Source organism: Agrilactobacillus yilanensis (genome assembly GCF_003946725.1).
Classification (GTDB): domain Bacteria; phylum Bacillota; class Bacilli; order Lactobacillales; family Lactobacillaceae; genus Agrilactobacillus; species Agrilactobacillus yilanensis.
Genome location: NZ_RHOY01000021.1, coordinates 30,981 through 55,589, shown reverse-complemented (window position 1 = coordinate 55,589; position 24,609 = coordinate 30,981). Strand labels below are relative to the sequence as shown.

Annotated in this window: 19 protein-coding genes; 7 read left to right on the top strand and 12 right to left on the bottom strand. The window is 41.1% G+C overall.

Features of this window, described 5'->3' with window-relative positions:
- Positions 1-278: 278 nt before the first annotated feature.
- From EKM93_RS12025 to EKM93_RS12005, 5 genes are all read right to left on the bottom strand, one after another.
- Positions 279-2,663, bottom strand: coding sequence for a phosphoketolase family protein (locus tag EKM93_RS12025; protein ID WP_125715821.1), 2,385 nt, complete (start codon positions 2,661-2,663; stop codon positions 279-281).
- 100 nt (positions 2,664-2,763) lie between these two features.
- Positions 2,764-3,486 carry a GntR family transcriptional regulator gene (locus tag EKM93_RS12020; RefSeq protein ID WP_125715824.1) on the bottom strand — a complete coding sequence of 241 codons (723 nt, stop codon included), beginning with the start codon at positions 3,484-3,486 and terminating at the stop codon, positions 2,764-2,766.
- A 199-nt stretch (positions 3,487-3,685) separates the two neighbouring features.
- Complete coding sequence (locus tag EKM93_RS12015; RefSeq protein ID WP_125715820.1) at positions 3,686-4,477, bottom strand: carbon-nitrogen family hydrolase; 792 nt, start codon at positions 4,475-4,477, stop codon at positions 3,686-3,688.
- A 30-nt stretch (positions 4,478-4,507) separates the two neighbouring features.
- The gene (locus tag EKM93_RS12010; RefSeq protein ID WP_125715819.1) at positions 4,508-6,106 is read right to left on the bottom strand and encodes a hypothetical protein; all 1,599 of its coding nucleotides are present in this window, start codon (positions 6,104-6,106) and stop codon (positions 4,508-4,510) included.
- A 76-nt stretch (positions 6,107-6,182) separates the two neighbouring features.
- The gene (locus EKM93_RS12005) at positions 6,183-6,911 is read right to left on the bottom strand and encodes a MerR family transcriptional regulator (protein WP_125715818.1); all 729 of its coding nucleotides are present in this window, start codon (positions 6,909-6,911) and stop codon (positions 6,183-6,185) included.
- A gap of 210 nt (positions 6,912-7,121) precedes the next feature.
- Here EKM93_RS12005 and EKM93_RS12000 point away from each other — a divergent pair, with 210 nt between their 5' ends.
- Both EKM93_RS12000 and EKM93_RS11995 read left to right on the top strand, forming a co-directional pair.
- Positions 7,122-8,675 (top strand): SLAP domain-containing protein, encoded by a 1,554-nt coding sequence (locus EKM93_RS12000; protein ID WP_125715817.1) that lies wholly within the window; start codon positions 7,122-7,124, stop codon positions 8,673-8,675.
- Positions 8,676-8,707: 32 nt separating this feature from the next.
- Positions 8,708-10,084, top strand: coding sequence for a hemolysin family protein (locus tag EKM93_RS11995; RefSeq protein ID WP_125715816.1), 1,377 nt, complete (start codon positions 8,708-8,710; stop codon positions 10,082-10,084).
- A gap of 346 nt (positions 10,085-10,430) precedes the next feature.
- On the opposite strand, the gene EKM93_RS11990 is transcribed toward EKM93_RS11995, so the two are convergent.
- Entirely contained in the window at positions 10,431-11,516 is a 1,086-nt protein-coding gene (locus EKM93_RS11990) for a YdcF family protein (protein ID WP_125715815.1), read from the bottom strand.
- Between the two features lie 35 nt (positions 11,517-11,551).
- Complete coding sequence (locus EKM93_RS11985) at positions 11,552-12,760, bottom strand: cation diffusion facilitator family transporter (RefSeq protein WP_125715814.1); 1,209 nt, start codon at positions 12,758-12,760, stop codon at positions 11,552-11,554.
- A gap of 294 nt (positions 12,761-13,054) precedes the next feature.
- Between EKM93_RS11985 and EKM93_RS11980 the strand changes: the two genes are divergently transcribed.
- A complete protein-coding gene (locus EKM93_RS11980) occupies positions 13,055-13,831 on the top strand; it encodes an NADPH-dependent oxidoreductase (protein WP_125715813.1) in 777 nt (258 codons plus the stop codon).
- On the opposite strand, the gene EKM93_RS11975 is transcribed toward EKM93_RS11980, so the two are convergent.
- Complete coding sequence (locus tag EKM93_RS11975; protein WP_125715812.1) at positions 13,828-15,186, bottom strand: class II fumarate hydratase; 1,359 nt, start codon at positions 15,184-15,186, stop codon at positions 13,828-13,830. The genes EKM93_RS11980 and EKM93_RS11975 overlap by 4 nt on opposite strands.
- 1 nt (position 15,187) lies before the next feature.
- On the bottom strand, positions 15,188-15,850 hold the full coding sequence (locus EKM93_RS11970) for an HAD hydrolase-like protein (RefSeq protein WP_125715811.1): 663 nt from the start codon (positions 15,848-15,850) through the stop codon (positions 15,188-15,190).
- A 399-nt stretch (positions 15,851-16,249) separates the two neighbouring features.
- Here EKM93_RS11970 and EKM93_RS11965 point away from each other — a divergent pair, with 399 nt between their 5' ends.
- Positions 16,250-18,598, top strand: coding sequence for an HAD-IC family P-type ATPase (locus EKM93_RS11965; RefSeq protein ID WP_125715810.1), 2,349 nt, complete (start codon positions 16,250-16,252; stop codon positions 18,596-18,598).
- Between the two features lie 64 nt (positions 18,599-18,662).
- A complete protein-coding gene (locus tag EKM93_RS11960) occupies positions 18,663-18,923 on the top strand; it encodes a hypothetical protein (protein ID WP_125715809.1) in 261 nt (86 codons plus the stop codon).
- 78 nt (positions 18,924-19,001) lie between these two features.
- Here the strand turns inward: EKM93_RS11960 and EKM93_RS11955 are convergent, their stop codons facing one another.
- Positions 19,002-20,222, bottom strand: a complete 1,221-nt coding sequence (locus EKM93_RS11955) for a GIY-YIG nuclease family protein (RefSeq protein WP_125715808.1) — start codon at positions 20,220-20,222, stop codon at positions 19,002-19,004.
- Positions 20,223-20,548: 326 nt separating this feature from the next.
- The gene (locus tag EKM93_RS11950; RefSeq protein WP_164507086.1) at positions 20,549-21,544 is read right to left on the bottom strand and encodes a ribose-phosphate diphosphokinase; all 996 of its coding nucleotides are present in this window, start codon (positions 21,542-21,544) and stop codon (positions 20,549-20,551) included.
- 133 nt (positions 21,545-21,677) lie between these two features.
- Here EKM93_RS11950 and pepF point away from each other — a divergent pair, with 133 nt between their 5' ends.
- On the top strand, positions 21,678-23,477 hold the full coding sequence (gene pepF, locus EKM93_RS11945; protein WP_125715806.1) for an oligoendopeptidase F: 1,800 nt from the start codon (positions 21,678-21,680) through the stop codon (positions 23,475-23,477).
- A 426-nt stretch (positions 23,478-23,903) separates the two neighbouring features.
- Here pepF and EKM93_RS11940 read toward each other — a convergent pair whose 3' ends face one another.
- Positions 23,904-24,284 (bottom strand): DUF1694 domain-containing protein, encoded by a 381-nt coding sequence (locus tag EKM93_RS11940; protein WP_125715805.1) that lies wholly within the window; start codon positions 24,282-24,284, stop codon positions 23,904-23,906.
- 89 nt (positions 24,285-24,373) lie between these two features.
- Here EKM93_RS11940 and EKM93_RS11935 point away from each other — a divergent pair, with 89 nt between their 5' ends.
- On the top strand, positions 24,374-24,607 hold the full coding sequence (locus tag EKM93_RS11935; RefSeq protein WP_125715804.1) for a hypothetical protein: 234 nt from the start codon (positions 24,374-24,376) through the stop codon (positions 24,605-24,607).
- Positions 24,608-24,609 lie beyond the last annotated feature (2 nt).

Below are 24,609 nucleotides of genomic sequence, written 5' to 3'. Positions count from 1 at the left end.
CACTAACCTAGAATTATGAAATAAGCGTATTTCGCTTATAAATAATTCGTAGTTAGGTGAGAAGTCAGTGCCCCTGAACGCGTTTATGCAGAGCGTGAACCAACACGGGTGATTTCGCAATATAACCTAGACTTGGCAGGCAGTCGCTGGCGACTGGCAACAAGGCGTAGTTATATGTAGAAATCAGTGTTGGTAAGCGCGTTTCAAACCCAGAACAAAAAAGAAGCTAGATCAGAAATTTTTCTAATCTAGCTTCTTTTTTAATACAATTTTTTAATTTAGTTAACGTCTTTCCAGTGCCAATTTTCAACTTCTGGTAAATCGGTACCTTCTGAACGGATGAAATCATGATGTTCTTGTAATTTATCATCCATTGCTGAGTTAAATTCAGCTGCTTTTGTGCCATAAACACTTGTAGCAGCTTCCTTAGCCAAATGGAAGCGATCTAATTCGTTCATTACCCGGATATCAAATGGTGTTGTAATATCCCCATCTTCACGGTAGCCATGAACATATAAATTATGGTTATGGCGACGGAAAAAGATACTTTGAACCAAGTCTTCGTAACCGTGGAAAGCAAAGATCACTGGTTTGTCTGTCGTGAAGTAGTTATCAAAATCAACATCACTTAAACCTCTAGGATCTTCAGATGGATGCCGTAGTTTCAATAAGTCCACAACGTTGATGAACCGAATCTTCAAGTCAGGGAATTGTTGATGCAAGATTGTAATTGAAGCTAAAGCTTCTAAGTTTGGTTCAGTTCCTGCTGCAGCAATAACAACATCTGGTGTTTCACCAGGTTTTGTTGTACTTGCCCAGTCAATCACTTTAAGCCCGTCAGCCACTAATTGTTCCGCTTCTTGAACAGAGTAAAATTGTGGTCTTGGGTGCTTAGACGCAACCGTTAAGTTCAAAGTTTGTGTCATACCTAAAGCTTTATGCATCACTGCCAACAACGTATTTGTATCTGCTGGTAAATATTCACGGATATATTTAGGTTTCTTTTCAGCCAAGTGTGTTAATACACCAGGATCTTGATGGGTATACCCATTATGATCTTGTTGGAAAGAAGTTGATGCAGAGATCACGTTTAATGAAGGGTATTTGTTCCGCCAAGCCAATTCATCAGCTTTACGGATCCACTTGAAGTGTTGTGTCAACATTGAATCCACAACCCGTAAGAAAGCTTCATAGCTGGCAAAAATACCATGACGGCCTGTTAATGTATAGCCTTCTAGCCAACCTTCATCTTGGTGTTCGGAAAGTTGTGAGTCAATTACTCGGCCAGTTGGGGCCATCCATTGATCATTACCTGGCATAATAGGTTCCAACCATTGCCGTTTTGTATCATTAAATACTTCTTGTAGGCGGTTAGAAGCTGTTTCGTCAGGGCCAAAAATCCGGAAGTTCTTTGGATTATTTTCAATGACACCACGGAAGAATTTACCCAATTCTACCATGTCTTGCGCTTCAACTTGACCGCGCTTGCTGTTATCTAAAGCATAATCTTGCCATTCTGGTAAGTTTAATGGTTTAGGATCTAAGCCACCATTTGTAATGGGGTTCTTAGCCATTCTGCGATCGCCAGTTGGTGCCATTGCTTTGATTTCTGGTAACAATGTCCCATTTTCATCAAATAATTCTTCTGGTTTATAAGATTTCAACCAGTCAATTAAAGCATCCGCATGTGTTAAATCTGTTTGATCTACTGGAATTGGAATTTGATGGGCTCTGAATGAATTTTCAATTGGTTGGCCGTCCCAAGATTTTGGCCCAGTCCAGCCTTTTGGTGTTCTGAAGATAATCATTGGCCATACTGGACGTGTTGCATCTTCAGCAGAACCTTTACGTTCTTCAGCTTGGATGGCACGGATCTTTTCAACCGCTGTATCCACAGCTTCAGCCATTTCTGGATGTAATTTTTCAGGATCATTGCCTTCAACAAAAATTGGTGCCCAGCCTAAACCTTCAAAATATTTTTGTAATTCTTCATCTGTTTTACGGGCTAAGATTGTTGGATTGGCAATCTTAAAGCCGTTTAAATTCAAGATTGGTAAAACAGCCCCATCGGTAACTGGGTTAATGAATGCATTAGAGAACCAAGAACCAGCTAATGGGCCAGTTTCAGCTTCCCCATCCCCGATAATTGTTGCAGCAATCACGTCTGGATTGTCAAAAATTGCGCCAACACCGTGGGATAGTGAGTAACCTAATTCCCCACCTTCATGGATAGAACCTGGTGTTTCAGCAGCAGCATGTGATGCAATACCGCCAGGGAAAGAGAATTGTTTGAATAACCGTTTCATCCCAGTTTCATCTTCGGTAATGCGTGGGTAAATTTCCGTATAGCTGCCATCTAAATATGAGTTAGAAACCATCACTTGGCCACCGTGACCGGGCCCTTCGATGTAGAACATGTTCAAATCATATTTTAAAATTGCCCGATTTAAATGGGCATAAATAAAGTTTTGTCCTGAAATAGTACCCCAGTGACCAATAGGATGAACCTTGACATCAGAGGGTTTTAAGTCCCGTTTTAATAAGGGATTATCTTTTAAATAAAGTTGACCAACAGAAACATAATTTGCAGCACGCCAATACTTGTTCAGTAAACCGAAATATGCTTTTGAGGAATAATCAGTGTTTTTAGTTTTAGCTACCATTGTGATCCTCCTATTTGTATGACAGTTGTTAGTTTATGGTTCTATCATAAGCAAAAAAAATCAATATGTCAACCAATTTCGCAAAAGGAACGTACCAATTTTAATTTAACAAGGTGAAAGTGTTGTAGCGCATAAATTTATAATGCAATCGCATGTGCGAAAATTCAATGGGTGTGCCCCGATCCATGAAGAAAATCCCTTCCATCACGCCCACCGGTTCCACCGGTTTAAGATTTAATAACTTTTGGTCGTTTGCCGTGGAGACATCTGCAGAGATCGTCAGAAATGACCGGGTTACCGCAATGTTTCGGGATTCATGCAAGTATTTGTACAATGAACCAGCAATATTTTTTTTAGTCAAATCTGGAACTAGCTTAATTGGGACAAAACCATCTTCAATCATAAAAGGCTGATCATCAAAAGACCGCAGCCGCTGAATTTCATAAACAAATTCGCCGGGCTCCAAAAATAAAGATTCTTGAACTTCTGGACTAGCCGGTACAACATTAAAATCAATCACTTTAATATCCGGCCGTTTGCCATTGCGTTGAAAGGTATCTGTAACCCCGACATTATCGCCAGCAATATCAAACATAGGCCGATTTTTTAAATATAAGGGATTAATAAAGGTGCCGGCGCCTTGCTTTTGAAAGACAACGCCCCGCTGAATCAAACTATTTAAAGCTTTTTTTATACTGCTCCGGCTCACTTGAAATTCTTCAGCTAGAATACGTTCATTCGGTAATTTCAAATCTGAAAACTTGCCGGCATCAATTTGATTTTGTAACGCTTTAATCACGCGTTGATAGACTAGATCAGCCACAACTTTCTCCTTTGTGGGTCCTAATTCCATCGGGATCAGACCCTGTTTAGTCAATATGTTAATTGAGCATTGCGCTCAGAAAATTATTTGCACCCCAATAGTATCATTAATTTAATCTCAAGGGGCCATTCACAAAAAAATACTCTAAGTCGTTAGAATCATATCTAACAATTTGGAGTATTTCAATCGCTATTTTATTTTAGTCATAATATAAATCTACGCGGCGATCCTCAAAAACTGGAATCTCGCCACGAATTTTATCAATTTCTGCTAAGTCAATTGTTACCACCTGCAGCTGTTCTTGGTCGTCAAGACATAATAATTCATTGCCTAATGGATCCAGCACTAAAGAATGGCCGCCAAAAACGTTATCTGGATCTTGTCCCACTCGATTAATGGCGACTACAAAACTTTGATTTTCAATCGCCCGAGCTGCTAATAGGCGTGTCCACTGCGGCGTGCGCACGCTTGGCCATTCCGCAGGTACAAAAATAAGTTGGCTGCCAGCTGCACTCAATTTTCGTAGCCATTCTGGAAAACGAATATCATAGCAAATCACATTGGTTGCCGGAACGCCCAAAACATCAAAATGACTCGCTTGCTGGCCAGCAGCCATAAAATCGCCTTCATGCATCAACCCAAATAGATGTACTTTTTGGTACGTACTCAATAACTGGCCTTCATTATCAAAGACATAAGTGGTGTTATAAAATTTTTGATCTGCAGCAACGGCCACTGAGCCGCCAAATATATAAATGTGATACGTTTTAGCCAGCTGACTCAATTTTTTTTGTGTCTCCAGGCCATTTACATCAGCCAACTGCCCTAATTGCTTCAAGGCATAGCCGGTATTCCACATTTCAGGAAAGGCCACAATATCCGCGTGCTGTTCAGCCGCCTGTGCTACAAAAGCGGCTACTTTTTCAAAATTTTGCGCCGGTGCCCCAAATGCAATATCCATCTGAGCCAGTGCTACTTTTAACTTTGTCATCAAATGCCCCATTTCTGACGTCAGCTTAAATTAAAACTTCTGAGACTCTGCTTCAAAATCCGGCGTCGCTGTCCCGGCCGGTAAAACAGAAATATCTAAATCATGTTGCGTATTGTTTTCAAGATAAGTTTTAGCCGCTGACTGTGTCACTAGTAAGCTGTCAATTGGCGCATTTTCCTGCATTAACTGGTCCGTAATCTCAGTATTGGCTTCATAATTGTCCAAAATTGGCAGAATCTCTACTTGACGATTTTCTAACGTTAATAACGGCTGATATAACGGTGAATCGACACTAATTAAAATCGTTGTCTCCGCATCAAATACATGGTTTTCTAACCACCACAACGTTAATTCTAGTTCTGAATTAAAGATCGCCATTAAAACGTTGGAACGACTTAATAATTGAATATAAGGTTCATTATCTTGATAGCTTTTAATTAAAACCAGTGAGCCATCGGTCCGGTAGAAATTTTCTCGAATAATGCGTTTGTTATTACTTTGATCAAAATATTGAGTTGCTGAAATCGCACCGTTCCGGTCAAAAATATCCCGGCTAATCACGACGTTTTCCCGATAATGTTCAATGACATGAATCTGTTTTTCAGATTGATAGTAAATGATCATGATCAGCTGTTGCTTGGCATCATAAACTTTATCCGCTCGATTTTCGGTGTCATGAACGGTGGACATATTGCCGGCAATTGGCACATCTACCGGTCTATGATTTAGATTTTTATTATATTCTTGCAAGTCTTGATATTTATTAATCAGCTGTGTATTTTTCGTCAACAAACCTTGCTGCCGCAATTCCTGCCCGACTAAATTCAGCTGATCGTTATAATTTGCGGAAATATGCCCTAAAGCCATTTGCATGCCCTCAAATAGCTGTTTTAATTGGCCCAACAATCCCTTTTGCACGGAATCATTCGTGATGGCTAGACTATCTTCCAGTAAGTAATAAGTTCGTTTTTTATTAAAGAAAACATGATTGGCAATTTTTTTAGTACCGAACCATTGGACGAGGCCGTCATTCACTTCATCAATTTGACTTTGAATCTTTTGAGCGCCATCCCCGACTTTTGTTTGGCTATTAATTAAATTTAAATTCTGCCGCCGCAAATCATGTTTTAAAAAGCTCCGTTGATCTAATAGTTCTTGTTTTAATTGTTGTTTTAACGTATCTTCTTGCTGCTGTAAGTTAACCAACTGCTGTTGTGTCTGCTTCCAAGGGTACGTCGCAGATGGTGTTGGCTGTGATTGATAAGGCATGGTGTTTTGTTCAGGGTTCAACGGTGGGACTGGTGACACATCCGGTGTGGCCTTGAATGGCGCTGCAGTCGGTGTTGGTGCCGGCTGGTTGACACTATGCGGTGTATTTTCAGCCAAAAAGTCTGGCTGTCCTTCTGCAAATTCTGTTGGCGCCGTCATGGGTGCAGTGGGTGCTTCATAATAAGGCGTTGGGTCATTAGTGGGCATTGACGGTTGAGACGGTCCGTTTAAGTCATCAAAATCTAGTCCGGCAAATTCAGACTGCGGTACCGATTCATTAGGTCGCTTCGTTTGTTTATCCCGTTTTTCCTTTGGATCTTGGAGATTGTTGTTATCTGGATTGTTACCAAAAAGTGCCATAGTCGCTTCCCCCATTTCCTTTTATCACATGTCTATTCTTATTTTATCAAACTTTACCACCGACGAAACTTATTTATTACGAACGATCCATCAGTCTTTGCCACCAATGCTTTTTAGGCTCTGGCTCCAGCTGCATATCTTGCAAAGTCCGAGGTCTAACTACTTTCTCAGCAGCGTCTAAATCATCGTCTACAATAGCGTGTTTATTTTCTAGCGCTTCATAGTTTTCAGCAACGCTTTCAGGCTGACTCATTTCCGTAATATGCAATTTATTTTCATCTGGCAAACGGATCCCTTCTTCAAAATCCGTTGCCCCGTCGGTATGATTCAGATGCTCTAAAATAGCTAAATTTTGTTCTTGAACAATTTTTAATTGCTGCTGCAAGGCGTCAATGGTTTGTTTTTGCTGGGTGACCGTATCTTGCATATTTGTCAAAACATTCATAAACTGCTCCACCGGGGCAATTTCATTCGTTGCTGTCGGCCGCTGAACCGGCTGAGCCGTGCCAGTAGGTGCATTCCCAGTGGCTGTCGTTGCTTTTGACTCGGTGATGGTATACAGCTGGGCAATCACGTCTTGTAGTGTCCGATCCGGGCTTTTGCTTAATTTTGTTAATTCTTTTAGACGTTCTACATTTTCTTGTGTATATAAGCGGGTGTTTTGCTGGTTGCGTTCAAAATAACGCTCAGTTGTTGCTTTTTCAATCATTAGTGAGTATTTGCGTAACGTTGGCACACTGACGCCAATAAGTTGCGCTACTTGACTTGGTGTCTTGTATTCCTTAAATTCATGGTTACCAGCCATGTCCACACCTCCTACTTTAATTTGACCGTTATACCACCATTATAGACAGCGTTATAGCGGGTCGCAAGCCGACCTTGAAAAAATATAAAAAATTTTTCAGTCTACTTAATTAATTATCCCCATTATCTACGGTAAAATCTACTTATTAATACTTTTTACACGGAAAATTCGTTATAATTAATATTAGATATTGGGAAGGGAGTGCTTTAAATGAACTTAACAAAATTTGGATGCTACTCAGCCGCTATTTTGGGGGCTTTGAGTTTGAGTCTTAGCTTAGATCAAGTCCAAGCAACCACTACCACAGCTGCTGCTACAGTAGCCGCACCAACCGACGATCATACATATACCACAGCGGAACAGCGCCAAATCCGGGAACTGACCGCTTTATACAAAAAAATGGATCAGACGGAATACAATGCCCAAACGATCTACGCCTCACCTACCAACCTAAGTGGCGCGCCTTTTAGAGTGGGTCAAATTAAACATAATTATATTGATGCAACAACCCAATGGCTAAATTATTACCGCAGACTTGTGGGGTTGCCTAGTGTACAGACCACTAACGACCAAAACTATCTTTCCCAAGTTGGCGCTAGTGTTCTGGCAGGTGTTAACGCCAATCCGATGCTCAGTCAACATGGTCTCGCCAATGCCACCCGCCCCGATTACATTTCAACGTATGTGTGGCAGCAAGCTCAATTTGTGACGAATGCCAGCAACTTGTACTTTAGAGCTAATGGTGAGAGTGCAGGCTCTACGGTAGACGGTCTGATCGCTGATAATAACAATATTGACGGTAATGATACCGGTCACCGGGCTTGGATTTTATCCCCTTACCTACAAAACTTTGGGATCGGGGCCGCTTATGGTACTAATTCTTGGAAATATGTAGATATGATGGTGATGAACGACAATTGGCTAACGGCAAGCAGTGCCCAGCCGCAAAAAAATATCGTGACCTATCCTAGTGCCGGTGTTTTCCCGTTGGAAGCCTTGACAAAACCTGTCTACAACCATCACCTAGTCCCTTGGTCCATTTATTTCTCTGAAAAACAGCAAGCTAGTGGCGACTTAAATGTTGTTATTAAAGACGAAACAACCAATCAGCAGCAAAACGCCAATGACCTTTTAGATGCCAGTATTTACCAATACGGCAGCTATAAGAGCGTTTATACTTTTACACCTACCTTGCCTTTAGTCAGCGGCCATCAATATACCGTGACTTTAAATGGTTTGCAAAACTATCCTAACGGCTACACCTATCAATTTAAACTGTTTAATATTACAGATGATACTCAGCTCGTGGATAAAACCAGTGCTTTACAGCAAATTGATATTCAAGAAGCTGGTATCGGAACAATTAAAAATGCCCCTGGCGGTAAAACTCAAGTGCTCACTGCCCCAATCAATGGGCAAGCCACCGGTCAAAAACTGGCGAACAATACCCAATGGCGGACTTATGGTAAAACCTTCATTAACCAGCAATATTTTTATAACATCGGTAAAAACCAATGGGTAAACGGCCGCTTTTTAGAATTAAGCAATGTGCAAAAACAAGGTGTGCTTACGATTGACAAAGCCTATGGTCAACAAATCGCCGCTTATAATTCGCCTTATTATGATCAACAAGTTACCGGCCGACTTTTTGCAACTGGCAGCGCTTGGCGGTATCATCAAGTTGTAAACATTGGCGGTATTGACTGGTACAATCTAGGTGCCGATCAATGGGTGCCTAGTACCAACGTAACCGTGAATGAATAACTAAAAATAAGTTTTAGAAATGAGGAATTTAATTGGACGAGGGTCAGCTGTTGAACAATATCATTATTATCTTAGTCACCTTCATCTTAGCCGCCTTCTTCGTAGCTGCTGAATTTGCCCTAGTACAAGCACGTGTCAGTCAGCTGGAAGAACGGCTTAATGAAGGTCAAGGCAATAAGCGTAAGCTGAGAAATGCCCTGTATATGGTCAAAAATTTGAATGAATATCTCTCTACCACCCAAGTTGGGACCAGTATGACTGGGATTATCTTAGGTTGGATTGGGGAAGATACCATCCGCACTTTGCTGGTAGAGTTTTTTGGCTGGACCCATTTATTGGCCGGTCAGAGTTTAAACTTAGTCGGGGCCATTTTAGGGGTTGCTTTGTTAACTTACCTGGAAGTGGTGATTACTGAAATTGTGCCTAAAAACATCAGTATTGATATGCCGATTCGGGTCTTAATGATCGTTGTAACCCCGTTAAAAGCCTTTCATACCGTCTTCTATCCTTTCGTATGGTTACTGAACAAATCTGCTTTAGGGATTGTGCGGCTGATTGGATTGAAGCCTGCAGATGAAGAAAATGAAGTCTTCTCACAATCTGAGATTTTAAAATTAACCCAGCTTTCCGTGACGAACGGTGAGATGGATCAAAACGATTATTTGTACATGCAACGTGCCTTTGACTTAAATGACAAAGTGGCTAAGGATATTATGGTTGACCGAACAAGCCTGTACGTGGTAGATATTACAGACACAGTTGACGATGTGATCAAAGACTACTTGCAACAAGGCTACAGTCGTTTTCCAGTGGTCGCTGAAAATGATAAAGACAAAATTCTTGGTTACGTCTATGCTTATGATCTCGTCCGCCAAGATCAAGTCGATGGCCATATTGGCATCAGCCGCCTGTTGCGTTCAATGATTACGGTCCCCGAAAGTATGCCAATTCAAGATATTTTGAACCAAATGATCAAACGGCAGACCCCTATTGTGGTGGTCGTGGACGAATATGGCGGGACTAGTGGGATTGTCACGGATAAAGATATTTATGAAGAACTATTCGGAACGGTCAAAGATGAAATTGATGATGTCTCTGATGAATACATCATCAAAAAAGATGCCCATACGTATAATGTCAGCGGCAAAACTACTTTGTATGACTTTGAGCGTTTCTTCAAATGTCGCATTCCAGAATTTCAAGCTTCTGATGTCACGACAGTTGCCGGTTACATTATTGATAATTATCCAGATTTAAAGCAAGATAGTGTGATTAAAATTGATCGCTTTTCTTTTAAAGTCGTTGATTATGAACATGCCTATGTTAATTGGTTTGAAGTTACCAGCACTGATAATTTTAAAACTAAAAAAACTGAAGCCAGTGAACCTGAAACTTCAGATAAAGATTAATACAAAAAGCCTTGAGCGTTTAATTGCCCTCAAGGCTTTTTGTGTGATGCTATATTAATTTCTAGGGCAGGCGCTTTAAATGACGTCGATTGCCCGGTCTGTATCTATGTAGGCCAACCTCTGGCAAATGGGTGAGTAGACAAATGCTACACCCCGCAACGATAGATACCAAATAAATAAATAAGATAAGTGACACACTGATAACCCCTCTCTGGTTTAAAAACCTGATCTAGTTTTATCTGCAAAATAGCTTTGAATGTCGAAGGCTAAATTACTTCGGGGTTATCCGGCTTGAAAGCGGATAACCCGTCTTAAGCCTACATCAACTTTTATAAAAAAACCACCATTACACTGAAAAAATTTTGTTAAAAAGTAACGATAAAACATCTAAGCCAACAATCGTCCCAATTACGATCATATGCTGCTTTTTTTTCATCATAAAAATGGCAATGTATTCACGAATGACAGCATTAGGCAAAAAGTACTTTGAAGTCTTGCTGCCAATGCCATTTGCCTTTAAATCCGCCAGCCGAGCATAGATACCTGCTCTAAACGTATGATAGTTATTTGAGACAAAAATAACCCGGCAGTCGCTGGCAGGTTTGCCTGCATCTTTTTGAATTAAAGCTTTAGAAAATTGCATGTTTTCTAATGTATTTTTAGATTCCGTTTCTGCTAAGACATCCGTCGGCGCCAAGCCTTGCGCAATGGCGTATTTTGCCATGGCTGCGCCTTCTGCGATTTTTTCATCCCCGCCTTGACCACCGGAAAAAACCATTTTAGGCCCGACTCCGGTCTTTTGGACTTGCTTGCGATAAAATTTCAAACCACGGTCAATCCGCTGCGCCAATAAAGGCGATACTTCAGTGCCGTTCAACAAGCCAGCGCCTAGAACAATCACGTAATCTTGGCGATAACGGGGCCGATTAAATTGATACAAAAATAGATTGGTCAAATAATTATAAAACGAGGCTAATACATAAAAAACAATCAGCGGTAAAATCGCAATTAACTGATTCATCCAATCCGGCAAAAATCGATTCACGGCCACTAAGTTCATAATCCACAATGCAATGATCCCAAGGGCCAAGATCAACGTTAAACTATTGGCCACTGTATGGGCTTCGCGCTGCCAAACAATGCGGGCATTCCACAGTAGTAGGAAAACAAAAGATAAGAATAGCAATAAAACAATGCCGGCCACAATTGCAAATAATACGACCACAACGGCAACTAAGCGCGGCCGTGTATCCGCAGAACGAATTACAAATAAGCCAATTGGCAGTAGGCAGCTCAAGACACAAAGATTAAATAAAATCCCATTCAGGAGTCGCCGACGTTCATAAGTCCAAGATGCCAAAAAAATACCAAGACTGATAAACGCCCAAACCCAAAGTATTAAGTTCAAATTACTGACAATTGTATTGTTCATAAATACCTCCCAAATAAGCCCCGACTATCCAAAAACTAAGAAGCTGCTGAATCATCATCAAAAGTGCTTTTATCTTCACCAATATAGTTATGATCAAAATTAATATCTGTAGCAATATCCGGAAATTCCTCTTTTAAATCCCGGGTAATTTGTTGATTTAAATCATGATCGCTAACGTCAATCTTTTGTGGGACCACAATATCAAACTGCACCACTTCACCACTTTCTTCTTGTTCCACATGAAAGTCATGGGTATGCAAGTTCATATCATAAGCTTTAATAATCCGTTTAATCGCGCTATGAATTTCATTGTAATGGCGATTATCCAGATCAATCGGATCCAGATGACAAACTAACGTCACCGCCAATTGTTTTTTAAAATCTTGTTCAATATCATTGATCATCTCATGGGCCTGGTCCAATGTCCACCGACTATCAATCTCCACATCAACTGTGGCAAAAATTGCATTAGGCCCATAACTATGAATCAACAAATCGTGAAAGCCTAACAGCGCATGATACTGCTCCAACGCTTTAGTCATCCGGTCTACCGCTTTAAAACTTGGGCGATTGCCTAACAATTGATTGGTGAATTCCCGCAACATCAAAAAACCGCTAATACTAATGTAAATCGCCACCGCTAAGCCAACCCAGCCGTCAATATTTAACTGCCAAATTTGATAAATCAATGCCGAAACTAAAATCGCGGCCGTTGTTAAAACATCCATAAAGCTGTCTTTAGCGGTGGCAATTAATGTTTGAGAATTAATATGGTGCCCAATGCGTTCATAAAATAAATTTTGCCATAATTTCATCAAAATTGAAATAGCCAACACGATTAAGACTAACAGTGATATTTTCACACTGTGGGGCGTTATAATTTTTTTGACAGAAGTCTGTAAAAACTGTATTCCCACAAATAACAATAAAATTGAAATAAACAAGCCACTAATATATTCAAACCGCTGATGGCCATAGGGATGGCCTTCATCAGGATCTTTGGCCGCAATTTTAAAACCCATCAACGTCAAAATTGAAGCAAAAGTGTCTGTCACACTATTTAGTGCGTCTGCCATAATTGAAACACTACCTGAAAAAAGGCCGATCATTAATTTCATCACTGCCAACAATACATTTGTCCCCAAACCAATGAATCCAGATACAAGACCATAACCCTCACGGCGTGCCTCTGGCTTACGGGTTTTAAACCGTTGATCTGACCAATTGATGATAAAACTTATCATACAAATCGCTCCAATACAAAGATTTTAACAACAATCCCGCCAACTTTGCCATGAATTTGGAATCAAAATAATGGCAAACCCAAAGGATCTGCCACTAAAGTGTCGTCACTAACTCAGTTATAACAATCACAAACGTCAGATACAAGCAAGAAACAGTAAAATTTTTGTAATTATACCACTTATTCTAATATTTACCATATCTCTTTTTTTAATCTACTATTTAGCTTAGAATGAAAGTACCTGGAAGTTTAAATTGTATGAACATCCGCAACTAAAGATAAAGGAGTTTAACCCATGAAACCAGTTAACGAAGCTTTTAACGATACCATTCAACGCCAGATTAATCACAAGACCATCCGAGCTTTTAAACAAATCCCGTTAGACAAAGAAACTGTCCAAGCGCTAATTGATGTGGCCCGACATACAGCGTCCTCTCAATTTCTACAAGCTTGCACAGTAATTAGTGTGACCGATCCCGTTAAAAAACAAGCGATCTCTGAAGTTAGCCACCAACCTTACATAGCTAACAACGGTCATTTATTTGTTTTCGTGCTAGACCAATATCGTAATTTACAAATTGGTCATGAACAAGGCCAAGATGAAAATAAACTAGGCTCTGCCGCAAAATTTTTTGCTGGCTTCTCCGATACCGTCTTAGCCGTTCAAAATACGGTAAATGCTGCTGAAAGTTTAGGCCTGGGTACGGTTATTTTAGGCAGTATTTTAAATGATGCCCAAAAGATCATAGATATTTTAGACTTGCCAAAATTAACTTTCCCAATTCTAGGACTAGCGGTTGGTTATCCTGATCAACAGCCACAGCTCAAACCCCGCTTACCTGAAACATTTATGCACTTTGAAAATAGCTATCAATTACCAACGCCAATCTTACCGCAGTTAGAAGACTACGATGCCCGCGTCCACGAATATTACGACTTACGAGAAGCGAACAAGCGGGTGGACACGTTCACGAATCAAGTCAAACGCAGCTTAATGACCCAACCAGATGCCCGTGGTGAATTATTACACGTCGTTCATCAGCAAGGCTTTTTATTGACCGATAAGGCTTAGACCATTTTTTTGAAATCCATCCAAGCATCAAACTGTTCCGCTGTTAAATAATTTAAAGCTAAGGCAGCATCTTTTAAGGTGGTGCCTTCTTTTTGCGCCTTTTGGGCAATTTCTGCACTCTTACTGTAACCAATGTGCGGCGTCAGCGCTGTAACCGTCATCAACGAATGGGTCATCAATGCCGCAATGCGTTTTGGATGCACACTTAACCCCTTCATCAAATGAACGTCAAAAGAATGGATCACTTGCGTTAATAATGTGCAACTTTCCAAAAAAGTGGCAATAATCACTGGTTTATAAACATTTAATTCAAAGTTACCTTGGCTGGCTGCGAAAGTTAAGGTCGTATCATTGCCAAAAACACGGGCACAAACCATCGTTAACGCTTCTACTTGGGTAGGGTTCACTTTTCCCGGCATAATTGATGAGCCCGGTTCATTGGCTGGAATTTGAAACTCACCATAGCCAGCTCTAGGTCCAGATGCCAAAAAACGAATGTCGTTGCCAATTTTGACCAGATCGCTGGCTAATGTTTTTAAAGCGCCGTGGACAATATTTAACCCACTATGATTGGCTAAGCCTTGGAAATTATTAGGTGCCGGCACAAAATTCATTTGATAATGCTGGGCTAAATAATGGGTCATCTCCACCGCAAATTCTGCCGGTGCGTTTAAACCGGTACCTACCGCAGTCCCCCCAATTGGCAATTCCAAAAGTGTGGCTTGCAGTTGTGTCAAATAAGCTTGATCGTGGGCTAGCGCACTTTCATAACCGCTTAATTCTTGGCCAACAGTTAATGGTGTGGCATCTTGTAAATGGGTACGCCCAATTTTGATCACACTGTCAAATTCAACAATTTTTTGTTTTAACGTCTGTCGCAGCTGCGTTAAAGTTTTTAAAAGCAGGGGTATTTTTAAACTTGCAGTAATGGCCATTGCCGTTGGAAAAGTGTCATTGGAGCTTTGACTATGGTTCACATCATCGTTAGGATGCAGGGGTAAATTAGGATTGATTTGCTGGGCCATGTGCACAATCACTTCGTTCACATTCATGTTGGTTTGTGTGCCGCTGCCAGTTTGATAAACAACTAACGGAAATTGAGCTTGATAATCGCCAGCCAACAATTTTTGACAGCTGGCCACGATGAGCTCGGCTTTAGCTTTGTCCAAAACGCCGAGCTTCTGATTCACGGCTGCGGCTGCCATTTTGACCGTTATTAGCGCTTGAATCACGTCATAAGGCATCTTAGGGCCAATCTCAAAGTTTTTTAAACTCCGTTGTGTCTGGGGGCCCCATAAGACATTATCCGGTACTTCAACCGGTCCTAAGGCATCTTTTTCGATCCGATAAGCCATTTTAAATGCTCCAATCTAAAAGTTTTTGTTCTAAATCCGCCACAGTTGGTGCTAAATACGTTGGCTGAGCCGCATTTAATTCCTCTAAAGTACCGAAACCATAGCCTACACCGATTGTTTTTAAATGATTCACTTGACCACCATGAATATCACTGGCCCGATCACCCACCATAATCGTATTGGCTAAATCTTCAATCTTAAATTCGGTCAGGCCATAAGCCACAATATCTGCCTTTTGTGTCCGAGTAACTTCATCATTCGTTGCGGCGCTAATCCCAATTAATTGGGGCGTAAACTCAAAGTGATCACAGATACGAACTGAAAATTTCTCAGGTTTAGCTGTCGCAACAGCCACTTGGATCCCAGCAGTATTTAAATGTTGCAGCATTGGTGAAATACCTGGAAAAACTTCATTTTCAGACCAGCCTTTTGCCCCATAATATTCTTGAAAGGCTTCGATAAATCGCTTTATTTCCGGTAACGTCTGCATTGCGGTGAATTCCCGTAAAGAATCTGGCAAGGCCGGTCCAATAAATTTCATCAGTGTCACCCCGTCTGGTTGCGGCTGATGCATCTGGTCAAAAGCATAATGCAGGGCACTTAAAATTCCTTTTTTAGAATTGGTTAAAGTCCCGTCTAAATCGAAAAAAACTGTTCTTGTCATTGGCCTACTCCTTAAGTCTGATTTTTGGTGTTTACCCCATTTTATTCATAATTTCTTCACATTTCCATATTAAAGTAGCACTTGTAAATGATTATTAATCAATAGTCATTTTATCCAACCCCACTACTGATAGCAATACCCCCAATATTCTATCAGTATTAGCTTTTTCATTTTACTCCTCCAAAGTAAAATCAGGTCTGTGTTGTTGAACACAGACAACCCTTACTCCTGAGTCGCTGGAACTCCCAACTAGCGGCTCTTTATTTTGCCTTAAATAAACTTAGAACTTTAAATTTTTCAGCCTTTATCCAACTTGGGGCTGATTTTTTAATTTAACGCATTTTTTTCACAGAAATGAAGTAAAATTAAACTATGGTAAAAATAAATGAGGTATAGCAGATGGCTAAAATAAAAGATATTGCGTCGATTGGTCTAACAGATGCACAAGTTGCACAACGGATCGCCAATCACCAACAAAATACACCGCCAAAACCACTAACCCGTAGTATTAAGCGGATTATTTCCGACAATACCTTGACGTTATTCAACTTGATTAACGTCATTATTGCTGTGTTCGTCTCGTATACCCATAGTTATTTAGATCTGCTTTTCATGGGTACTGTCTTTTTTAACACGGTGATTGGTATTGTTCAAGAAATTCGGGCTAAGCGGGCCATTGATAGTATGTCGCTATTGACTCAAGAAAGTTATGAAGTGATTCGTAACCATCAATTAGTGGCCTTGCACCGTGCAGATATTGTACTAGATGATGTCCTTTTACTTAAACGTGGTGACAGCATCCCAGTGGATGGCCACGTACTACAGACGCGTAACGCCGAGGTGGACGAATCGCAACTCACCGGTGAAACCGATGCAATTTTAAAAAATGTGGGCGATCCTTTAATGTCTGGTAGTTTTTTAATCAGCGGCCAAATACTGTGCCAAGTAACGGCTGTTGGTGATCAGAGTTTTGTGTCCAAATTAGCGAATCAAGCCCAGCAGGAAAAACGTGACAGCAGCGAATTATTAAACACGATTAATCGGATCATTAAAGTCTTAACCATTGTGATCATGCCCCTAGGTGCCCTTTTATTGGTGGCCACCTTACATCGAGGCAGCAGTTTAAATCAATCTATTTTGAATACTGCTGCGGCGATGGTGGGCATGATCCCAGAAGGCCTCGTCTTATTGACTTCCATCGCTTTAGCCGTCGGGGCTGTCAATTTGAGTCGAAAAAAGGTCCTCGTTCGTTCTTTAAGTGCCATTGAGTCTTTGGCCCGGGTCGATACCCTTTGCTTAGACAAAACTGGCACCATCACAACTGGGAATCTAACGGTGCATCGCTTAATTAATTTAAGTGATCAGCCCGACCAGCAGTTACAAGACTTAATTGCAAATGCGGTCTACGGCATCAATGACGAAAATCAAACAGCAACGGCTTTAAAGCATTTTTTTGAAAAAACGACCCCTGAGACAAAAACGACCATCCCGTTTTCTTCACAACGGAAATGGAGCGGTGTGGAATTTACGGATGGCATGAGTGTCATTATCGGGGCGCCTGAATTTATCTATCAGCAGTCGCCATTATCTGACCAGCAGCAACAGCAAATCACAACATTTGCCAAAGAAGGCTTTCGGGTGTTATTAGTCACCGCTGGTCAAACACCCCTGCGACAAGAAAATAATGATACGTTAACCCCCGTGGCTTTATTATTGATTACTGATGAATTACGGCCCAATGCTGAAGAAACTTTTGCGTATTTACGGGCACAACAAGTAGCGATTAAAGTTATTTCCGGAGATAATCCTTTAACCGTCTCCCATGTGGCTCAGCAAGCGGGGATTGAACATGCCAGTGCGGCCATTGATATGTCCACAATTGGCCCAGATGGTGATTTTGATGCGCTGGTGGCCAAATATACCGTCTTTGGCCGAGTCAGTCCCGTGCAAAAGCAGCACTTAATTGCCGCTTACCAAAAAGCCGGGCACACTGTAGGCATGACGGGAGATGGCGTTAATGATATTTTAGCTTTGCGCCAATCTGATTGTAGCGTGGCCATGGCCAGCGGTGCTGAATCTACGCAAAGTATTGCGGATTTTGTACTATTAGATTCTAACTTTGACGCGATGATCTTCGTTTTAAACGAAGGCCGCCGGGTCATTAACAACGTAGAACGTGTGGCTTCTTTATACTTAATCAAAACGATCTATTCGGTTATTTTAACCATTTTATTCATCTTCTTAAACAGCGACTATCCTTTCCGGCCAAGACAGTTAACCCCTATTTCTGCGTTAACTGTGGGGCTACCATCTTTTATCTTAGCTTTAGAGCCCAATTATCAAGCGATCAAAAAACGCTTTATGCTTAATGTCATGGAAACTGCGCTTCCCGGCGCCTTAAGTGTGGTTTTTTATACCGTGATCATTCAAGTTATTGGTCGAATCTTTAGTTTATCCTACAGCACCACCTCAACGTTAACTGTTCTAATGACGGGCATCGTCGGCTTTTGTGCATTAGCGGCTATCTCCTGGCCATTAAACCGCGGCAAACTCGTTTTGATTGTCAGCTTAATTGTGGCCTTTCTTGCCGTCTTTTTAGGTTTAGGCGGTATCTTTAAATTTGTTTCTCTAATTTCTTGGCGTTTAGCAATTTTCTATCTACCGTTAGGCTTTAGCGCTGTTCCGGTTTTTGTCTTCATGCGCGAAGTGTTAGGCAAGCGGGTCTTTTCTAGAATTAATTGGCGTTAAGTTACTAGTTGCCAACAGCGCTAGAATTCAGTAAGATAATCAGTATTGATTCGGAGGTCTTACTATGGAAAAAAGTGGTCGTGGCCCTTTTGTAGGCTCCATTGTTTTAGCCTTGGCTACAGTGGTTTTTAACATCATGCAAGTTGCCATGGAAAATTCATTTTTTGCGATCTTTCAGACGATCATCTTAATTTTATTTTTGGTAACCGTGATCTACACTTTTTTAGAAACGAGCAGTCGCGATCGATTGCGGAGTTTATCTTGGGGTGTCATCATCTTTGTTTTTGTTTGTAACGTAATTATTTCATTTATTTACAATGCTTAATGCAAAAAAGCTAGGCCAGCGGGTCTAGCTTTTTATTTGGTTAACTATAATTCTAAAATAAGGTCATAATCACCAATACTAATCGCCCCAGAGCATATCATAAGGACTAATATTGTGTGTAGCCAAAATATCACCGCGCTGACGTAATAACCGAAAAATCGTATTTTTTGTTTCGTCAATGGCCCAATGCCCACCGCGGACATTAGTCACGCCATAACGCGTCATAAGTCGTAATGTTTCTTCATCTTCTAATCGCTCAGCCGCACCGTAAGTCATCGTCCCAAGATCTTTAAGTGCTGCCATACCGACTACCTGACCGTTATGCGTCACCTTTGAACCTGAACCGGATTGATGTTCTTTCATCCGACGAGAAGGGTTATTAGTAATCCCCACATAAAAACGCCCGTTAGCTAACAACAACACATAACACCAGTAGTGATCTCGATGATCATTAGCAACGCCAAACTGTTCTGTTTGATTCTCAGGCATCTCCTCAATATTTAATTCACCATCATGTGAACGCGCATACTGATTGATCATACGCCTTAATTCAGCAGCCCCTTTTAGTGTTATTTGTTCATACCTTATTTGATTAAGGTAATCAAATTCCCAGAGTCCCCCATCAGCAACTGTGTCTAAAGCCTGGTACATACGAGTCATCGTGTGTTGGTACAAGTTCAAATCTGGTAGCGTCACTGCCAGTGCTCGATAATGATTATGCCAAATTAAAGTTGGCCACTTATACTGAGCCGACCGTTGTCGTAAATCCTGATTATTAAATTGATGATCATCACCATATTGCTCAATCTGAGTCAATAACACCTGATACTCACTTTGCCACTGAGCGACTTCTGGTAATGCGCGGCCATTCATTAGATTGACGAATTCATTAAACGGTTGCGCATAATCGGTATATTGCTCACTATCGCGAAACATTACATAAACTCGTTTATGCGTCTTTGGTCTTAAAGCATGGGGTAACGTTTGATGTTTTAATGACTGCCACCAACGACGATACCAGCGATTACGTACAGTTGGCGCTTGAATGCCACCTTTGAAAGGCAACAATTTGATCAACCGATATAATTGCCAACCAATAATTACACTACCTATCATGACGAACAGAGCACCAACGGCCCATATAATAATCTTGAATGCAGGATTATCAGGCGAACTTCCGGCTAAGAGAGGCCCGGCGATATCCATGCCAAAAGCCACTACGCTCGCACCGATACCAGTCCCAAAAAGCCAACGTAATTTTCCAAAGCGATGCTTAATTTTATAATGTGATAAAATCATAATTTCACCTTTTCATTAATATCTTAAATATATTGAATTCCTCATAAAAGAATCCCACAGATATCGCAAGACTTTATCCAGCCATTCATAGTTAACCAACTTAATAGACTGGACTGGTAAGTTTTGAAGTAGATCGTAGGGGTTTTCTTTATTATAACTATTTTATCAAAAATTAAATCCTTTGTCAGTAACTAGTTGATTTTTGGTTTATCCACAAGTGCATAACTTTTTTATTTTTCCGACAATCTCTGCCTAAGCAAAAAAACTAGCCGCCAAATCAAAAGTCGCCTTTTGATCCAGTTGCTAGTTTTTTTATGACACTTTGTTTAAAGTTTGTTTTCCATATAAAGTTTTTCAGCAGCAGTTTCTTGGAATAATTCATCAACAGCTTGGCGTTCATAAGTCATTTCCACGGCTTGACCCAATAAGGGGCCTACAGAAACTTGCGCTAACTTTGCAAATTTCTTTTCTTCAGGAATCTTAATTGAATCTGTGACAACAATTTGCTTAATCGCTGAAGCTTGTAATGATTCTGCAGCGCCTGCTGAAAATAGGGCGTGGGTCACCCCAGCATAAACTTCTTTGGCGCCAGCGGCTAATAAAGAATTTGCTGAATAAACAACCCGGGTGCTTGTATCAATCATATCGTCAATAACAATGCAAGTTTTGCCAGCCACATCCCCGATAATATCTAAAGGATCAACCGCTTCTTTATTATCCCGTTTATCAACGATTGCAATTTGTGCGCCAAAATATTCAGCTAAAGCCCGCGCCCGTTTCGTAGTGCTATGATCAGGTGCCACGACCACAACATCTTCACTATCACCCAAATTCAAATTCATGAAATAGTGGGCTAATAATGGGATCGCTTGTAAATGATCCACTGGAATATCAAAGAAACCTTGAATTTGGTCCGCGTGTAAATCTAACGTTAGGACACGTGTTGCCCCGTCCATTTCAATTAAATTAGACACTAATTTTGCAGTAATCGGTTCACGAGGTCTAGATTTACGATCTGCTCTAGAATAAGCAAAATAAGGCAACACCACATTGATCGTCCGAGCACTAGCCCGACGTAAGGCATCAATCATGATCATGAGTTCCATAAAATTTTCATTAACAGGATCTGAAACAGATTGAACAATGAACGTATCATCATTACGGACACTCTCATTGATTCCAATTTGAATTTCACCATCACTGAAGTGTTTCACAGTTGCCCCACTTAACGGCACACCCACCTGATCCGCAATTTTTTGCGCTAAGTCTGGATTCCCATTCAAAGCAAAGATTTTTAACTGTGATTCATGCTTTTCTGCCACTACGCTTGCCTCCATTTATTTCAATTATATTATGACTAATGTATATTATAGGGTATCCATGCAGGATTTGCACCTATCTTTGGATATTGTAACAAGCCTGCAATAGGAAAATCAAGTTCAGAAAGGTGATTACATGTCACAAAATCAACTGCCACCACGCCAACAAGTCGATAAAGCCCAAACTTGGGACTTAACCGCCCTTTTTGCCAGCCCCCAAGCCTGCCAGCAAGCACAAATCGAAGTCAGCCACAGCATTGACAGTTTTGTCACTGCCGCAACCAATGACAAGTTAAGCCGTATCTCCCAGTTAAAACAAGCCATCTTAAAATATGATGCTATTTTGGCCCAAATCGACAACATTGCCAATTACGCTGAATTACAGCAAGCCGAAGACCTCACCGACACAAAGCGCAATGCCTTCAGCCATAAAACCGCGACTAATTTAGCCCATTGGCAAAGCCAGTTGACTGCTTTTGAAACGTATTTAACCCAACTATCCGCCGATCAGCTGACACAACTCAAAGACCAGCTGCCAAACTATCATGGTTTTTTAACCCAGCTTGCCCGGCAGAAAAAAATTCAGTTGAACCCAGCTACCGAAGCCGCCTTAGCCACTTTACAGCCAGCCTTAGATGGCCCCAGCAACATTTATAGCCAAGCACGTTCGGCAGATATGGCCTTTCCCGATTTTGAAGTCGCTGGAAAAACCTATCCTCTCTCCTTTACCCTTTATGAAGATCATTACGCCTATCATCCGGATACCCAAGTTCGACGCCAAGCTTTCAAAGCTTTCTCAAAAACGCTGGCCCAATATCAAAACACCGTTGCCCAAGCCTACTTAACCCAAGTTACTAAAGAAAAACAGCTGGCTACTTTACGTGGTTTTGATTCTGTAATGGATTACTTATTGTATGACCAAAACGTCGACCGCCAATTATTTGACCGCCAAATTGATTTAATCATGACCGAATTTGGCCCCGTGATGCAAAAATATCTCAAACAGCTTCAAAAAACCCGGCAATTAGACACACTAACCTTTGCGGATCGGCTCATTGATTTTGAGCCAGATTTTGGACCCACCATCAGCATTGACGCTTCAAAACAATATATCGCCGATGCCCTTAAAATTTTGGGTCCAGATTATCAAAAGATGATCTTAAAAGCCTATCCTGACCGCTGGGTAGACTATCCTCAAAATATCGGTAAAGAAACCGGGGGCTTTTGCGCCCAGCCTTACGGCAAACAGCCTTACATCCTATTGTCTTGGCATAATCAGCTCTCTGATCTTTACACCCTAATTCACGAATTAGGTCATGCCGGTCAAGGCTTATTGGCCCAACAAAACCACCCTTATTTAGACTTTGAACCCTCTACTTACATTATAGAAGCCCCTTCTACCTTTAATGAACTACTATTGACCCACAGCCTCTTGACCAAAGCAAAAACCGGCCAAGAAAAACGTTTTGCGCTGACTAAAATGCTAGCCAACACCTACTTCCATAACTTTGTGACACATTTATTGGAAGCCGCTTACCAACGGGAAGTCTATACCTTAATTGACAACGGTGAAACCTTTGACGCAAAAACCTTAAATACCATCACCCTCAAAGTCTTTAAACAATTCTTCGGGGATGCCCTAACCTTAACCCCAGGAACCGAGCTCACCTGGATGCGCCAAATCCACTACTATCTAGGCCTATATTCCTACACTTATTCCGCCTCATTAACCGTTTCCACCCAAGCCTACTTGCGACTCATCGAAACCGGCCAAAACGCCGTTGACGACTGGCTCACCTTCCTAAAATTAGGTAACACCCAATCCCCAATCGCCGCCGCAGCCACCGCCGGCATCGACATCACCACCGACCAACCATTAAAAAACACCATCGCCTTTTTAAACCAAACCGTCGATGAAATCATAAAATTATCATAAACCAGAGCGTGACCAAAGACGGGTTGATTTTGAGCATAGCCTAGGCTAACGCCGTGAGCGTACTTTGCTTACAAGTTAGACGTAGCTAAGCGCAGAAATCAGTCTTTGGGAGCGCGTTTCAGAATCAGAGCGTGAAAGGGCACGGTTTGACTTTGAGCATAACCTAAAATTACGCTGGAAGCCCGTTCTTGGCTTACAAGCAATTTGTAGTTATGTGAAAAGTCAGTGACCTTGAACGCGTTTCAAAACCAGAGCGTGACAAGCTACGGTTTTGACAATGCGCATAACCTAGACTTACGACATAAGCCTGAACTTGGCTTGTGAGTAAGGCGTAGTTATGCAAATTGGCAGTAGCTTGGAACGCGTTTCAAACAACCAAAAAAAAAGCGCAATCTCTGCGCTTAAACAAATTTCAACACCCCAAAATTACAACACAATGGGCCGCGTAATCTTATTTTGTGGATCAGCAATCGTTAACCCCATATCTGCTTCAGCCAAATCCCCATTTTTCACCCGCATTGTTTCCTGGGTGATAATGGTGAATGGGTAATTCATTTTAACTGCCAGCCCCATATAAGTTGTGATAAAACTTTGAGAAAGCCTAGCGTTTAAATACAAATGATATTGCGGATAACGCTTCATTACCTTGGCAACCAATGCCTCAGTCTGCGCATTACGCAGTTGACCGACCGTCAAAGCTAACGCAACCCGCTCTTTAAAATTACCTAAAAAAGCACGCTTTTCATCGGACTTAATTTGAGGATTGCCATACATGTGGCTTTTAATATAATCTTCAACATCACTCATTAAAACAATACCTCCAATATTTCTTCAAAAAAACGTCTAACCTATTATTTGTAAAATAGCGTATAATTATAGAAAAGGAGCTGATCTATATGGATGAAATCGTATTTTTTAACCCAGGAGATGCCATTGCTAACAGCCGTGACTTTAGCGAAGTGATGCGTAGTGCTCAAATTTACAGAACTAAAGATCCACTACAATCGCCCTTAGTTATTGTCAAACCCACTGCAGATGACGCCGCCGGTTTTTCGGTTTATTTCGCCGATGACGCTTCTAAAGAAGCCAATACCGACAAAACTGCTTACAAAGTTCAAAAACACGTTTAATT